This is a genomic window from Streptomyces sp. NPDC004838 (assembly GCF_053600955.1).
The window spans coordinates 14,901-28,493 of the sequence record NZ_JBSGAW010000025.1; the positions used below are offsets into that span (position 1 = coordinate 14,901).

At 71.2% G+C, this 13,593-nt stretch carries 13 protein-coding genes; all 13 read right to left on the reverse strand.

The annotated features are described in order from the left end of the window. Positions 1-219: 219 nt before the first annotated feature. The gene (locus ACWEFL_RS25715; protein WP_451716782.1) at positions 220-1,554 is read right to left on the reverse strand and encodes a phosphoribosyltransferase family protein; all 1,335 of its coding nucleotides are present in this window, start codon (positions 1,552-1,554) and stop codon (positions 220-222) included. 197 nt (positions 1,555-1,751) lie between these two features. After that, positions 1,752-2,210: an Hsp20/alpha crystallin family protein gene (locus ACWEFL_RS25720; RefSeq protein ID WP_451716783.1), complete on the reverse strand. Its 459-nt coding sequence runs from the start codon at positions 2,208-2,210 to the stop codon at positions 1,752-1,754. A gap of 197 nt (positions 2,211-2,407) precedes the next feature. Next, complete coding sequence (locus ACWEFL_RS25725) at positions 2,408-3,538, reverse strand: site-2 protease family protein (RefSeq protein ID WP_451716785.1); 1,131 nt, start codon at positions 3,536-3,538, stop codon at positions 2,408-2,410. 343 nt (positions 3,539-3,881) lie between these two features. Beyond that, positions 3,882-5,009, reverse strand: coding sequence for a CapA family protein (locus tag ACWEFL_RS25730; RefSeq protein WP_451716787.1), 1,128 nt, complete (start codon positions 5,007-5,009; stop codon positions 3,882-3,884). A 63-nt stretch (positions 5,010-5,072) separates the two neighbouring features. Then, a complete protein-coding gene (locus ACWEFL_RS25735) occupies positions 5,073-6,146 on the reverse strand; it encodes an alkene reductase (RefSeq protein WP_451716789.1) in 1,074 nt (357 codons plus the stop codon). Positions 6,147-6,178: 32 nt separating this feature from the next. Next, positions 6,179-6,637 carry a MaoC family dehydratase gene (locus ACWEFL_RS25740; RefSeq protein WP_451716790.1) on the reverse strand — a complete coding sequence of 153 codons (459 nt, stop codon included), beginning with the start codon at positions 6,635-6,637 and terminating at the stop codon, positions 6,179-6,181. A gap of 18 nt (positions 6,638-6,655) precedes the next feature. Continuing rightward, positions 6,656-7,084: a nuclear transport factor 2 family protein gene (locus ACWEFL_RS25745; RefSeq protein WP_451716792.1), complete on the reverse strand. Its 429-nt coding sequence runs from the start codon at positions 7,082-7,084 to the stop codon at positions 6,656-6,658. After that, the gene (locus ACWEFL_RS25750; protein ID WP_451716794.1) at positions 7,081-8,409 is read right to left on the reverse strand and encodes a branched-chain amino acid ABC transporter permease; all 1,329 of its coding nucleotides are present in this window, start codon (positions 8,407-8,409) and stop codon (positions 7,081-7,083) included. Before ACWEFL_RS25750 ends, ACWEFL_RS25745 begins: the two co-directional genes overlap by 4 nt. Next, complete coding sequence (locus tag ACWEFL_RS25755) at positions 8,402-9,292, reverse strand: branched-chain amino acid ABC transporter permease (RefSeq protein ID WP_451716796.1); 891 nt, start codon at positions 9,290-9,292, stop codon at positions 8,402-8,404. The genes ACWEFL_RS25750 and ACWEFL_RS25755 overlap by 8 nt, the downstream gene beginning before the upstream one ends. After that, positions 9,289-10,287, reverse strand: a complete 999-nt coding sequence (locus ACWEFL_RS25760) for an ABC transporter ATP-binding protein (protein ID WP_451716798.1) — start codon at positions 10,285-10,287, stop codon at positions 9,289-9,291. Before ACWEFL_RS25760 ends, ACWEFL_RS25755 begins: the two co-directional genes overlap by 4 nt. Further along, positions 10,280-11,149: an ABC transporter ATP-binding protein gene (locus tag ACWEFL_RS25765; RefSeq protein WP_451716800.1), complete on the reverse strand. Its 870-nt coding sequence runs from the start codon at positions 11,147-11,149 to the stop codon at positions 10,280-10,282. Before ACWEFL_RS25765 ends, ACWEFL_RS25760 begins: the two co-directional genes overlap by 8 nt. Positions 11,150-11,203: 54 nt before the next feature. Continuing rightward, positions 11,204-12,463 (reverse strand): ABC transporter substrate-binding protein, encoded by a 1,260-nt coding sequence (locus tag ACWEFL_RS25770; protein ID WP_451716802.1) that lies wholly within the window; start codon positions 12,461-12,463, stop codon positions 11,204-11,206. 566 nt (positions 12,464-13,029) lie between these two features. Continuing rightward, on the reverse strand, positions 13,030-13,536 hold the full coding sequence (locus ACWEFL_RS25775; RefSeq protein WP_451716804.1) for a VOC family protein: 507 nt from the start codon (positions 13,534-13,536) through the stop codon (positions 13,030-13,032). Positions 13,537-13,593 lie beyond the last annotated feature (57 nt).

Consider the following 13,593-nt stretch of genomic DNA (forward strand, 5'->3'; position numbering starts at 1 on the left):
GTGGCGACGAGACGTCCGTCGGCGAGGGAAGCCAGTGGGCCGACGTCGGAGAGCAGGGACGTCCCATGAGGGCGATGGGCCGTGTCCCTTGTCTGGGTGTTGCCGGTCATCCGGCGGTCGTGCTGGCGGTGTTGGGGGAGCGCGGGGGCGGCTTCGGGGCGCTCGGCGGGGGCCGTGCCCAGGCGGGAAGCCCGGTTCGGGGGCCGGGGCCTCCGGCGTTCAGGATCGGGCCACCCCGTGGTGCGCTGGGGCCATGTGGTCGGTGAACCAGTCACGGGCGAGGCTGGTGACCTGCTCCAGGGTGCCGGGTTCCTCGAAGAGGTGGGTGGCGCCTGGGACGACCGCGAGTTCGTTCTCGCACCGCAGCCGGGACTGTGCGTCGCGGTTGAGACCGAGTACGAGTCGGTCGTGGCCGCCGACGATGAGCAGGGTGGGGGCGGTCACGGCCGCCAGTCGTGGTCCGGCGAGGTCGGGCCTGCCGCCGCGGGAGACGACCGCGGCGATCCGCGTGTCAGGGTCGGCGGCTGCCCAGAGCGCGGCGGCAGCGCCGGTGCTGGCGCCGAAGTATCCGATGGCCAGACCCTGAGCCTCGGGCTGCTCACGCAGCCAGCCGGTGGCGTCCGTGAGCCGTCGGGCGAGGAGATCCGTGTCGAAGACAGCGGCCCTGTCCGTCCCCTCTTCCTCGGTGAGCAGGTCGAACAGCAGGGTGCCCAGCCCGGCCCGGTTCAGGCCGGCCGCGACGGACCGGTTGCGCGGGCTGTGCCGACTGCTGCCGCTGCCGTGCGCGAACACCACGATCCCGAGCGCGTCCTCGGGCACCGTCAGCTGTCCCCGCAGCACCAGCGGACCCGCGCGCACATCCGCCTCCCGGTCCTCGGGTGCGGCCTGCCCCGGCGGAGCCCGGCGGGCGCTCACCGGGCGAGCGAGCGCCTCCTCCAGACAGGCGACGACCTCGTCGTCGTCGGTCTGGGAGAAGTCGGCGTAGAACTGCCCGATGGCATCGAAGCTCCACGGTGTGTGCGGGCACACCAGTTCGTCGGCGTCCGCACCCAGTCGCTTGGTCCAGTCGTGCGGTGCCACGGGAGCCGCCAGTACGACCCGTGCGGCCCCGCGAGCACGGGCGATCTGACAGGCCGCACGCGCCGTCGAACCGGTGGCGACCCCGTCGTCGACGATCAGGACCGTGCGGCCCGCCAGGTCTGCCGGTTCCCGTCTGCCCCGGTAGCGCCGTGCGCGGCTTTCGAGCACCTCCAGCTCGCGTGCCTGGACCGCGGCCAGCTCGTGCGGGGTGACACGCGCGTCGCGCACCACCGCGTCGTTGATCACGCGGACGCCGCCTTCACCGATGGCCCCCATGCCCAGCTCCGGCTGGAACGGCACACCCAGTTTGCGTACCAGGCAGATGTCCAGCGGCGCGCCCAGCGCCTCGGCGACCTCCGCGGCGACCGGGACGCCTCCGCGAGGCAGCCCCAGCACCACGATGTCGGAACCCTTGAACTGCTGCAGCCGGGCCGCCAGCCGTCGGCCGGCATCTCGACGATCCAGGAAGTACACGATCCGGCCTCCTCGCCCTGGGGACATGGCTACGCCGTGTGCATGCGCTCCGTACTCCCGGTGGGGGCTGCCGGTGCAGGGGCGTACGGCAGGTCCTGCAAGCCACCCTCGTGCCCCCGCTGGCCACCCTCGTGGTCGCGCGGGTGCGGATGGAGGGTCGGAGCGTCCGCACCCGTCGTGCTTTCAGAGGTGGTGGATCAACCCTCGATCTCGATGTGATGGGGCTTGACCGCCTGAGCCTTGGGGACGGCGACGGTGAGGATGCCGTCGGCAAGGGTGGCGTGCACGTCCTCGGCCTTCACGGCGGAGGGCAGCAGCGCCCGGTACTCGAATCGCCCGGTGCGGCGCGTGGCGCGGCGCAGGACGCCTTCCGGTTCGCGTTCCTTCAGCTCTCCGGTGATGTGCAGTTCCCGTCCGCTGACCTCGACGTCGATGTCCTCGCGGTTGATGCCGGGCAGTTCGCACTCGACCTTGTACGCCGCGTCGGTCTCGCTCAGGTCGGCCAACGGCGCCCAGGCCATGGGCTCCCTCCAGGGCGGTGCGGCGGACTCCAGGAACCGGCTCATCCGATCGAAGAGTTCGTCGAACTCGGCGGCCATCGGCGGGTAGGCCCGCTCCAGCAGGCGGCCGTGCGGGTGTCGTGCGGGCAGAGTCATGAGGCTCACCTCCGCGGATGTGAACTCGAAAGGCCATGTGACTCTTTCCCTCTCCATCATGCGCCGGGGGCCGCCCGGTCTGCGACTCGCACCGGCACGGCACGGATGCCGCGGGAGGGCGTGCTTCGACGGCCGACGATCAGTGCGGCGACGCTCGGGTGGAAGGGCCGTTGACAGGGGCCGTCGCGATCGACTTCTCATCTCCTCGGGGCACCCATCAGCCAGGTCACCATACGGTTGATGTCCGACAGCGACAGGATTCCGACGATTCCGCTCTGGTCCATCACCAGGACGTGGTGTTCGGCGCCGGGCTCCACGCGGGGCAGGAGATCCGCCAGTGAGTCGTCCGGACCGGCGACGGTGGTCCGCGACAGCGGCACCATCACCTCACCCACCGTCACCGTCCCGGTCTGCGCAGGCGGCACCTGCCTGGCGCCGTCGAGCGTCACCAGCCCGACCGGTGCCCCGTCCGCGCCGGTCACCGGAAACGCGGAGTGCCGGTACCGATACCGCGGGTCGGCCAGCAGATCCGCGACCGTCAGGTCCGCGGGCACCGTCAGGGGATCCCTCGTCATGGCGTCACGCACCGGAACTCCGGCGAGCGCACCGCGCACCCGCGCCTGGCGTCCCTCAGCGGTGGCGGCCGCGATGAGGAACCAGCCGATCAGGGTCAGCCAGAGCCCGCCGAGCCCGCCGCCTCTCATGAACACCACAAGTCCCAGCGCTATGAGCAGCCAGCCGAGGACCCGTCCCGCCGCGGTGGCCCCGGCGGTCGCCCGTAGCCGGTCTCCCGTACGCCACCACAGGAAGGCGCGCAGCAGCCGCCCGCCGTCGAGCGGGGCGGCGGGAAGGGCGTTGAAAACGGCGAGCAGCAGGTTGATGCCCGCGAGCCAGGCCGCGACCGCGACCAGGAGTCCGGGCGCGGACACCAGGGCGAGCAGCCACGTTCCCAGGACGAAGAGCCCGCCCAGCAGGAGACTGACCAGTGGGCCCACACCCGCGATCCGCAGTTCCGCCGCCGGGCTCGACGCCTCCGACTTCAGCCGGGCCACACCGCCCAGCAGCCACAGCACGATGTCGTCCACGACGACCCCGTTGCGCCGCGCCACCACCGCGTGCGCCAGTTCGTGGGCGAGCAGTGACACGAAGAAGACCACGGCGGTCCCGAGGCCCGCCGCCCAGTACACCAGCGGGGCATGGCCCGGATACACACCGGGGAACTGGTCCTGTGCGAGACCGAACGCGATGATGCCGAAGATGAGCAGCACGCTCCAGTGGACCCCGATCCGGACCCCCGCGATCCGCCCCAGAGTCATGGTCGCCCGCACAGCGTCTCCCTGCTCGAACTCGCCCCAGGACCTACTGGTGGTGGCCGTTCCCGAGCCGACGCCGAGGGCGTCGGCTGCGATGCCCTGGGATTTCGTGTGAGGGGTGCGAGCCCGCGGACAAGCACCTGCCACATGGGAGAGACGGAAACGACACCCTTCGATCACCCGGCGACGTCGTCGCTTCGTCCATTCTCGTCCAAGAAAGCCTGATGTGGGTGCCGGTGTGGTGTCGGACAGGTGCCACTGGGGCCATCCGGCCCCGGCTCACCGTCCGTGTGCTGCGTCGGGGCCCCCGACTCCGCTTTTCCGCCCTGGCCCGCTCCCTGCCCCGTGGGGCGTGTTCTCAATGATCATGCGGTCGCACGGGCCGCGGGGCGAGCGTGCCGTCGGGCCCGCCGTCGACGCGGGTGCCGAAGGCTCGGCTGTGCCTGTCGAGGACGGCGCGCAGCCATTCGGCGTCCTCGGCCGAGGTGTGTTCCAGCCGCATCCTGCGCGCCTGCAGCGGCACCATCCGCGCGTCGACGAGTCGGCCGGTGTCCGCCTCCACCGAGACCAGGTACAGCACCCGCAGGTCGTCCCGGTAGCTCTCGTAGCCGCGGATGCCCTCGTAGTCGTCGACGAGGTCGCCGCAGCCGTAGAGGATGATCCTGTCCCGGTACACCTCCAGCGGGCGCGGGTGGTGCGAGGAGTGTCCGTGCACGACGTCCACGCCCGCGTCGAGGAGCGCGTGGGCGAAGCGGACCTCGGAACGGGAGACGTCGTAGCCCCAGTTGGGGCCCCAGTGGACCGAGGCGACCGTGATGTCCCCCTGCCGTCTGACCTGCCGCAGACGGTCGGCGAACGCGGACGCGGCGGCCGCCGAAGGCTCCGCGACGACGTCGACACCGGCCCGCTGCCCGGTGGAGGCCCAGTCCTTCGGGATCCCGCTGGACGGCATCCCGAAGGAGAAGACCAGCACCCGCCCGCCGGCACCCAGGGGTACGATCGCCGGCCGCCTCGCACGCACCTCGTCCCGGCCGGCCCCCGCCGTCCGCGGCCCCGCCTCCGCCAGGACGTCGAGCGTCTCGTGGAGGCCGCGCGGGCCGAAGTCGAGCACATGGTTGTTGGCCAGTGCGCAGACGTCCAGCCGGGCTGCGTCCAGGCACGGCAGATTGGCCGGGCTCATCCGGTAGTGGACGCCCTTGCCGGGCGCGAAGTCCCCGTCACCGGTGACGGAGGTCTCCAGATTGACCAGCCGCACGTCCGGCGCCGCCTCGTCCAGGACCGGCAGCGCCTCGCCCCACGGCCAGCGGAAGCCGACCGGCCGGGGGATCGGTCCGTTCGCCGCCTCGGCCAGTTCGACGTAGGTCCGGGCGTCGCGTATGTACGCCTCCCGAAGCGCCGGGTCACCGGGGTGCGGGAGGATCTGATCGACGCCCCGGCCGAGCATCACGTCCCCGCCGAGGAACAGAGTGACTATGCCCTCGTGCACCCTCCCAAGCTAGGACCTTCGCGGGCGACGATGTCGTTTCCGCAGGTCAGGGTGGTCGAGGTGTCAGAGGAGGGGCGGGTAGTCCGTGTAGCCGCGGTCGTCGCCGCCGTAGAACGTGGCGCGGTCCGGGGGGTTGAAGGGGCCGCCGGTCGCGAGGCGGTGGGGGAGGTCGGGGTTGGCGAGGAAGAGGGCGCCGAGGGAGAGGACGTCCGTCGTGCCGTCCTCGACCAGGTGGAGTTCCTCCGGGCCGGTGCAGCGGTCGGCCGGGGTGGACGGGTTGAGGATGAAGGTGCCCGGGAAGCGCTTGCGGAGGTCCAGGGTGAGGTCGCGGGCGTCCGCGGGTTCCACCAGGTGGAGGTAGGCCGGGGCGATGGGGGCGAGCGCGTCGACCAGGGCCCGGTAGGTGAGGTGGGGGGCGTCCTCGGCGATGTCGTTGAACGGGTTCGCGGGGGACAGGCGCAGGCCCGTGCGGGCGGCGCCCACCGTGGCGGCGACCGCCGTCACGACCTCGACCGCGAAGCGGATACGGGCCGTCACCGAGCCGCCCCAGGCGTCGATGCGCCGGTTGGCGTTGGTGGAGAGGAACTGGTGGATCAGATAGCCGTTGCCACCGTGGATCTCGACGCCGTCGAAGCCCGCCTCGACGGCGTTGCGGGCGGCCCGCGCGTAGTCGGCGATCGTCGCGTGGATGCCCTGCTCGTCCAGGGCGAGGGGAGTCACGAAGTCCTTGCGGCCCTCCGTGGTGAGGACCTGGCCGCTGGCGGCGACCGCCGACGGGCCGACCGGGGCCAGGCCGGGCGGCAGCATGCAGGGGTGGCCGATCCGGCCGGTGTGGGTGAGCTGGGCGAAGATCCGTCCGCCCGCCGCGTGGACCGCGTCCGTCACCGGTCGCCAGGCCGCGATCTGGGCGTCGCTGTGCAGGCCGGGCGTGTTGATGTAGCCCTGGCCCACCACCGACGGGTGACAGCCCTCCGTGATGATCAGCCCCGCCGTCGCCCGCTGTGCGTAGTACCGGGCCGTCGACGGGGTCGGCGTCGCGCCGGGGCCGTAGGCGCGGCTGCGGGTCATGGGCGCCATCGCGATGCGGTTGGACAGCCACACGCCGCACAGATCGATGGGGTCGAAGGCAGTCGTCATCACGTTCTCGCTTAGGGGAGGGAGGGCGGTCGTCATGCGTAGTAGCGGTGGACCGACTCCGCCACGCACGCGGGCTTCTCGGAGCCTTCGAGTTCGACCGTGAGGGCGTACGTCACCTGTACTCCTCCTCCGCCGACCCGTTCCGTCTCCGCGATGCGGCCCGCCAGCCGGATACGTGAACCGACGCGGACGGGCGCGGTGAAGCGGACCCTGTTCAGGCCGTAGTTGACGGCCATCGAGATGTCCCGCCGCTCCAGCAGACCGGTGAAGAGGCCGCTGATGAGGGAGAGCGTGAGATAGCCGTGTGCGATGGTCGCGCCGAAGGGGCCGGTGGCGGCGCGGGCGGGGTCGGTGTGGATCCACTGGTGGTCGCCGGTGGCCTCGGCGAAGGCGTCCACCCGGTCCTGGGTGATCTCCAGCCAGGGGGAGTGGCCGAGGTCGGCGTCCGCCGCCGCCTCCAGTTCGGTGAGTCCCGTGATCGTCAGGGGCATCGGTTCGTTCTCCGTGTGTCAGTCGGTGGGCGCGGGGCGGTACGGGTCCAGGGCCCGGCTCGCCGCGCTGTCCAGGTACTCGTCGAGCCGTACGATCCGGTCGTCCCGCACCGTTGCCACCAGGCAGGCGCGGACCTCGATCGACGAGCCGTCCGGGACCGTGCCGCGCAGGACGTGCTGCTGGACGAAGCCGTCGGCGGTCTCGTGCCGGCGCTCCTCCTCGTACCGCATGTCCGTGAGCAGGCCGGACAGCCAGCGCAGCACCCGGTAGTTGTCCTCGGGGCCGATCTCGCGGTTGGTGGTGTTGTGCCAGATGACCGTGTCGGGGGTGTAGACCGTGTTCCGTACGGTCTCGACGTCCCCCCTCTCGACCGCGCGCAGGAACCGGTCGGCCAGGGCGTCGACGGCGGTGGGCACGGAGGTCTCCCTATGCGTCGGGGTGCTCATGTGGCGGGGACCTTCCCGGTACGCGGCTTCGCCGCCCGCGTGTCGCTCCCGGAGCCGGAACCGTCGGTGGAGTGGCGCGGGCCCGCGTCCGTGGGGCCGGTGATCCGCGTCAGCAGGGAGTTCAGCCCGCCGGGCGCGAACATGATCACCAGGATCAGGAGGGCCGCGTACAGCATCGTCGCGAACACCGAGCCGTCGATCCCGCCGCCCCCGCTGGTGCCGCTCAGGAACGGCAGGCTGTCCGCGTGGCGTGAGAGCAGGAGCGGCAGCGCGGAGACGAAGGCCGCTCCGGCGACCGCGCCGCGTACGCTGCCCAGCCCGCCGATGATGACCATGGCGAGGTAGTCGACGGAGGCGAGATAACCGAAGGAGTTCGGCACGATCCACTGGGAGGCGAGGGCGAGCATCACGCCCGCCGTGCTCCCGTACACCGCGGCCAGGACGAACGAACTCGCCTTCGCGCGGGGCACCTTGATGCCCATCGCCGCCGCGCCGATCTCGCTCTCGCGCATCATGTGCAGGGCGAGGCCGGGGCGGCCGTTGACGATACGGCGGGCCGCGACGTATCCGATGGCGACGATCACGAGCCCGAGGAACCACAGCTTCTCCAGGCCCCCGAACGGCACCCCCAGCACCATCGTCTCGGAGGCGTCGGAGAACTCGAAGCCGCCGATGTTCAGCGGAGGCACGGCGCGGCCGGCCGGGCCGCCGGAGAGGGGGATGACCTTGGTCAGCAGATGCTGACCGAGGAAGACCAGACCGATCGAGGCCACCGCCAGATACAGGCCGCGCACCCGGCCGGCCATGGGACTGAACGCCGCGCCCAGCGCGCCGGAGAGGACGATCGCGCCCACGGCGGCCAGGGCGGTCGGCCAGCCGAGGCCGCCCAGCTTTCCGTCCGGGCTGCCCGCCAGGAACGCGTACAGATACGCGCCGCTGCCGAGGAAGAGCGCGTGGGCGAGCGAGAACTGTCCGGCCACCCCGACCTGGATCGTCAGACCGATCGCGCCGATCGCGGCGGCGAGCGTGAACACGCCCAGCTGCATCCAGAATTCGTCGAGGTAGAACGGCACCGCGATGAGGACCAGGACCAGGATCGCCGTGATCGCTCGGGGGCGTGAGACGAGCCGGCGGAGATCGCGCCGGTGGTGGTCGGACGTCTTGCGGTCGGACGTCTTGTGGCTGGGTGTGGTGTGGTCGGGTGTGGTGCGGTCGGGTGTGGTGCGGTCGGACGTGTTGCGGCTGGGGGTGCCGTCGGGTGTGGTGCGGTGGTCCGGACGGCGGGCGTCGGAGCGCTGGGCTCGGGAGCGGCTGGAGTCAGACACGGGCCACCGCCTTCTTGCCGAAGAAACCGTCCGGGCGGACCAGCAGTACGGCGAAGAGCACGAGGTAGGCGACGATGCCCGACAGCCCGTGGCCGAAGGAGCCGAGCCCGGATTCGTACGTCGCCGTGAGCGACTCGGCCAGCCCGAGGGCGAGCCCGCCCACCAGCGCGCCGCCGACGGAGTCGAGGCCGCCGATGACCGCGGCGGGGAAGGCCCGCATCGCGCTGTTGGAGAGTCCGGGATCCACACCGGGACTGGGGAACGACGCCAGGAAGAGACCTGCCAGCGTCGCCATCACACCGCCGATGATCCAGCTCGTCGCGGAGACGCGGGACAGCCGTACGCCCATCAGCGCGGCGGTCTCGTTGTCGGCGGCGCTGACCCTCAGCTTCAGGCCCCAGCGCGTGTAGCGGAACGCGGCCAGGAAGCCGATGATGACGACGGCCGCGAGGCCGAGGGCCACCATGCGCACCTGGGGCACCGTGATCGGGCCGATGTGCATCTCCGCCGAACCCCACGGCTCGGTCATCGGGATGGTGCGGTCGCCGATCCGCCGCGTGACCTCGGTGATGGCGAGGATGTTGATGCCCAGCGTCATCACGGTCAGGCTGATGTGGCTGCGGTCCCGCGAGAAGCGCATGAACACGCTGTGCGTCACCCAGCCCACCGCCGCGCCCGCGGCGAGACCCGCGGTCAGACCGAGCGGGAAGCCGTGTTCGGCGCCCACCTCGGCCGTCACATAGGTGCCCACCAGCAGGAACGCGCCATGGGCGAAGTTCAGTACGCCCGTCGCCCGGTAGATGATCACAAAGCCGAGTGCGATGAGCGAGTACAGCGCCCCGAGCGATACGCCATTGACTATGGCCTCAAGTAGCGTGATCACGGCTCTCTCCGAGGGGGTTCGGTGTCGGGGGCGGTGGTGGTGTCGGTGTCGGTGTTCGTGCCAGGGTCGGGATCGGGATCGGTGCCGGTGCCGGTGCCGGTGCCGGTGGCGCGTCCGGGTCCTGGTCCGGGTCCGGAACCGGGTTCGGTGGCGGGGGACGCTTCCGTGTCGGCGTCCGTCTCGTTACCGAGGTACGCGGCGATCACCAGCGGATCGTCCTGGATCTGCCGGGGCGTCCCGTCGGCGATGACCCGGCCGGACTGAAGGACCGTCACATGGTCGCTGAGGCCCATCACGAACGGCATGCTGTGCTCGACCAGCAGCACGGTCAGCCCGCGCTCCTCCCGGACCCGCAGCACCGTCTCGGCCATGGCGTCCGACTCGGCGTCGTTGATGCCCGCCACCGGCTCGTCCAGCAGCAGCAGCGTCGGCTCGGAGCAGAGCGCGCGGGCGAACTCGACCTTCTTGCGCGTGCCGTAGGGCAGATTGCCCACCTGGTGGTGGAGGAGGTGGCCGATGCCGGTGGCGTTCGCCGCCTCGCGTACGCGAAGGTCGTCCGCCCGGCGCTCGCGGCGGGCCACGGGCAGTCCGAAACCGGTCGCGAACAGCCCTGCCTTGGTGCGGTAGTGGCGGGCGACGCGCAGACAGTCGTAGACGCTCAGCTCCGGCGGCAGCACCAGATTCTGGAAGGTACGGGCCACGCCCCGGGAGGCGATGGCCGCCGGGCGGAGCGCGTCGATCCGCTCTCCGCGGTGGCGTACGGTCCCCGCGGCGGCGCGGTACACCCCCGTGATCGCGTTGAAACAGCTGGACTTTCCTGCGCCGTTGGGGCCGATGAGCGCGTGCACCGTGCCGGGGCGTACGGAGAAGGAGGCTTCGGCGACGGCGGTGACCCCGCCGAAGCGGACGGTCACCCCGTCCACTTCGATCTCCGGGGGCGTCCCCGTGGCGCCTGGCGGCACGCGTTCCGCGGTCGCCGTGCGGGTGTCAGTCATGGGTCGTCGTACCTCCTTGTGCCGACGGGGGGCGCTCTCCGACGCCGGTGGTGTGGCTGTTGGCGGCGGTTGCGGTGCTGGTGTTCGTGCTGGTGCCGCGTCCGCGTCCGCGTCCGGGTCCGGTGGCGGCGCCGACAGCCGTGCCGCCGCCCAGACTCAGCCGGCGCAGCATCTCCGAGTCCGTGAAGTCCGACGCCGGGCCCTGCGCGGCCACGAGCCCGCCGTCGACCGCGTACACCTGGTCGGCGATGCCCAGGGCGAGCCGGGTGTTCTGCTCGACCAGCAGCACCGCCACCCCGGAGTCGGCGATCGTCCTGACCGTGGCGGCGATCTCCTTGGCGACCATCGGCGCGATGCCGAGGGACGGTTCGTCCAGCAGCAGGACCTTCGGCGCGCTCATCAGGGCCCGCCCGATGGCCAGCATCTGCTGCTCGCCGCCGGAGAGCAGTCCCGCGCTCTGCGCCGACCGTTCCTTGAGGATGGGGAACATCTCCAGGACCCGGTCGAAGCTGCGCTCGGTGTCCTTGCGGGACTTCACCGAGAGCCCTCCGGCGTGCAGGTTCTCCGCCACGCTGAGCGAGGCGAAGACCCTGCGGCCCTCCGGGACTTGGGCCAGTCCGGCCCTGACGATCCGGTCGGGCGAGGTCCGCAGCAGATCGTGGTCCCCCAGCCGAGCGCCGCCGCTGACGGCCTGGCCGCCGTGCAGGGAGATCGTGCCGGACAGGGTGCGCAGCAGGGTGGTCTTGCCCGCTCCGTTGTTGCCGAGCAGGGCGGTGACCCGGCCGGGATCCACGGTCAGCGAGATCCCGTTGATGGCGTCGGCCGTTCCGTACCGGACGACCAGCGATTCGACGTTGAGCATGGGCTACGCTCCGGCGGCAGGCGATGCGGGCACAGGTGTCTCAGTGGTTTCTGTTCAGCTCGCGGGCTGGTACTTCAGCGCGAACGGGCTTGCCTTCGGCTCCTCGACGATCGACACGCCGTCCACGGCCTTGGGGTCGGGCTTGACGATGAAGGACTCGCGGGAGGCGGGCTTGCCGGGTTCGGAGAAGTCCAGGGCGACCTGCATTCCGCCGGAGTCCACGTTGGTGACCTCGGTCAGCGCCTTGGCCACACCGTCGCGGGTGAGGTCCTTGTTCTGGCAGGCCCTCTCCAGGATCGTGTGGTAGGTCAGGGCGAAGACATAGCCCGCGCCGACCGGGGCGGTGATCTCGGTGCCCGGGTACTTCTTGGCGTAGGCGTCCCGGATCTTCTTGACCATCTCGGTGTCGGCGGAGAACGGCGAGGTGTTGCTGGTGAGGACCAGCCGCTCGGTCAGCGCCTTCTGGGCCGGTCCCTTGACGGAGGCGGCCGAGATCAGGTTGCTCGCCAGCACGGTCGCGTCATAGCCGCTGGAGTGCACCAGCGAGGTGACGGCGACGGTCTGCCCGCCCGCCGTGCCCATGACGATGACCTTGGCTCCGGCCTTCTTCATCGCCGCCACCTGCGCGGTGAGGTCGGTGCTGGTCGGGTCGATCTCGACGGCGGTCAGCTTGAGTTTGAACTCGTCGGCGGCGGCCTTGACCCCGGCGAGGGTGTTGGTGCCGATGCCGCCGGGGTAGTGGATGACGCCGATGGCGTCGCCCTCGGCGAGCTTCTTCTGCTCCATCAGATAGCTGATGCCGTTGATCGCCTCGATCTCGTACGGCGATCCGACGAGCGGGGCGGTAGGGATCTTCAGCAGGGCGCCGTCGTAGGAGCTGGGCAGGACGACCATCTTGTCGGCGTTGATCTGCTGCTGTACGGCGAGTACGTCGGGGCCGCCCGCGAAGTTCGCGATGCCGACGACCTCGTTGCGCAGGGCCGCGTAGTGGACCACGGACTTCTGCACGTTGTACTGGTTGTCCTTGGCGATCGTCTGAACCTTGCGGCCGCAGACCCCGCCCTTGGCGTTCTGCTCCTCCCAGTAGAGGTCGTTGCCGGCGAGCCCCGCCTTGCCGAGTGGGCCGATGGGGCCCGAGAGGTCGGTGAGCACACCCAGTTTGATGGTGTCGTCCGTGATGCCGACACCCGTCTTGACGTCGTCCTTGCCGCTGCCGGATGAGGACGAGGAGTCGCTGCTGCCCTTGCTGGAGCAGGCGGTGGCCAGCAGTGTCAGGGACACGGCCGCGATGGCGGTACGCAGTGTTCTTTGCATGAGGGTGGTCCGTCCAGGAGAGGGAAGTCGGTGCGGCGGGCGGGCGCTGAGGCCGCCTCGGGGCATGGCGGGCCGACCCGGTGGCGGCGGGAGGCCGCTCTCCCGGTGGGGCCGGATGAGGTGCGGGTGGTGCGCGAGGTGGTCAGGGTGGTGCGGGTGCGGGTGCGGGTGCGGGTGCGGGTGCTCAGGGTGCTCAGGGTGCTGCGGGCACGGAGGGCGTCGGCCGGTCCGGACGCTGGGGCCCCAGGGCGGGGATGGTGCCGAGGGCGGATCCGGGGTCAGGGGGTCCGGGTTCCCGTGTCGGGGTGTAGGGCCCGTACCGGTGCGTCGTGCTGGTGTGCCGTACGGGCCGGGGTGCGGTTCGTGGCGCGGGGCCGGGGTGCGGCTCGCGGTACGGGTGCGGCGTGCGGGCCGGGATGCGGTGGCCGGGTGACGGCGTCGGGCGGTGTGACCTCGCGGGCCGGGCCACCGGTCGGCGTACGAGTTCGGTGTACGGGTTCGGCGTACGTTCGGGGGTGCGGCGAGCCGGGGTGCCGCGAGCCGAGGGGCCGGCCCGCGCGGGTCGCTCAGACGCGTCCGGCCGCCCGGTCGGCGAGCCAGCCGTCGTACAGGACCTGGGCCTCGTCCGCGTCCTTCTCGTTCAGCGGCCGGGTCTGGTGGGTGATCTCCAGATGCACGCCGCTGGGGTCGAAGCAGTACACGGAGTGCCAGACCCCGTCGTGGTCGACCGGTCCGCGGACCTCGACGCCGTGGTCCTTGAGCTGCTGCGTCATCGCTGTCAGCTCCTCATCCGACGACACCGACAGGGCGACGTGCTTGGCCCACCACTCCAGGCCGTCGTCCTTGGCCTCGTAGTCGCCCGACACATCGAAGAACGCGATGCACTCGCCGCTCTTCAGCTCGTAGAACACATGCAGGAACGGGTTCATCGACTCGCCGCCGCTGGTCGTGGCCCGGTCCTGGCGGACGGCTCCGACCAGCTTCGCCCCCACGGCCTCCGTCCAGAAGGCGTGGGTCGCTGCCAGGTCGGTCGTCTGGTAGGCGATGTGGTTCATCGCGAGGGGAGTCACCATGGCTTCTTCCACTTCTGTTCGTTCGTCTGTTCGTTCGTCGATCTGTGGATTGATCCT

What these genes read in the sequence shown, in the direction of transcription:
- ACWEFL_RS25720 (WP_451716783.1), bottom strand. Translation starts at nt 2,210, where the DNA reads ATGACTCTGCCCGCACGACACCCGCACGGCCGCCTGCTGGAGCGGGCC.
- ACWEFL_RS25735 (WP_451716789.1), bottom strand. Translation starts at nt 6,146, where the DNA reads ATGACGACTGCCTTCGACCCCATCGATCTGTGCGGCGTGTGGCTGTCC.
- ACWEFL_RS25740 (WP_451716790.1), bottom strand. Translation starts at nt 6,637, where the DNA reads ATGCCCCTGACGATCACGGGACTCACCGAACTGGAGGCGGCGGCGGAC.
- ACWEFL_RS25745 (WP_451716792.1), bottom strand. Translation starts at nt 7,084, where the DNA reads ATGAGCACCCCGACGCATAGGGAGACCTCCGTGCCCACCGCCGTCGAC.
- ACWEFL_RS25760 (WP_451716798.1), bottom strand. Translation starts at nt 10,287, where the DNA reads ATGACTGACACCCGCACGGCGACCGCGGAACGCGTGCCGCCAGGCGCC.
- ACWEFL_RS25765 (WP_451716800.1), bottom strand. Translation starts at nt 11,149, where the DNA reads ATGCTCAACGTCGAATCGCTGGTCGTCCGGTACGGAACGGCCGACGCC.
- ACWEFL_RS25770 (WP_451716802.1), bottom strand. Translation starts at nt 12,463, where the DNA reads ATGCAAAGAACACTGCGTACCGCCATCGCGGCCGTGTCCCTGACACTG.
- ACWEFL_RS25775 (WP_451716804.1), bottom strand. Translation starts at nt 13,536, where the DNA reads ATGGTGACTCCCCTCGCGATGAACCACATCGCCTACCAGACGACCGAC.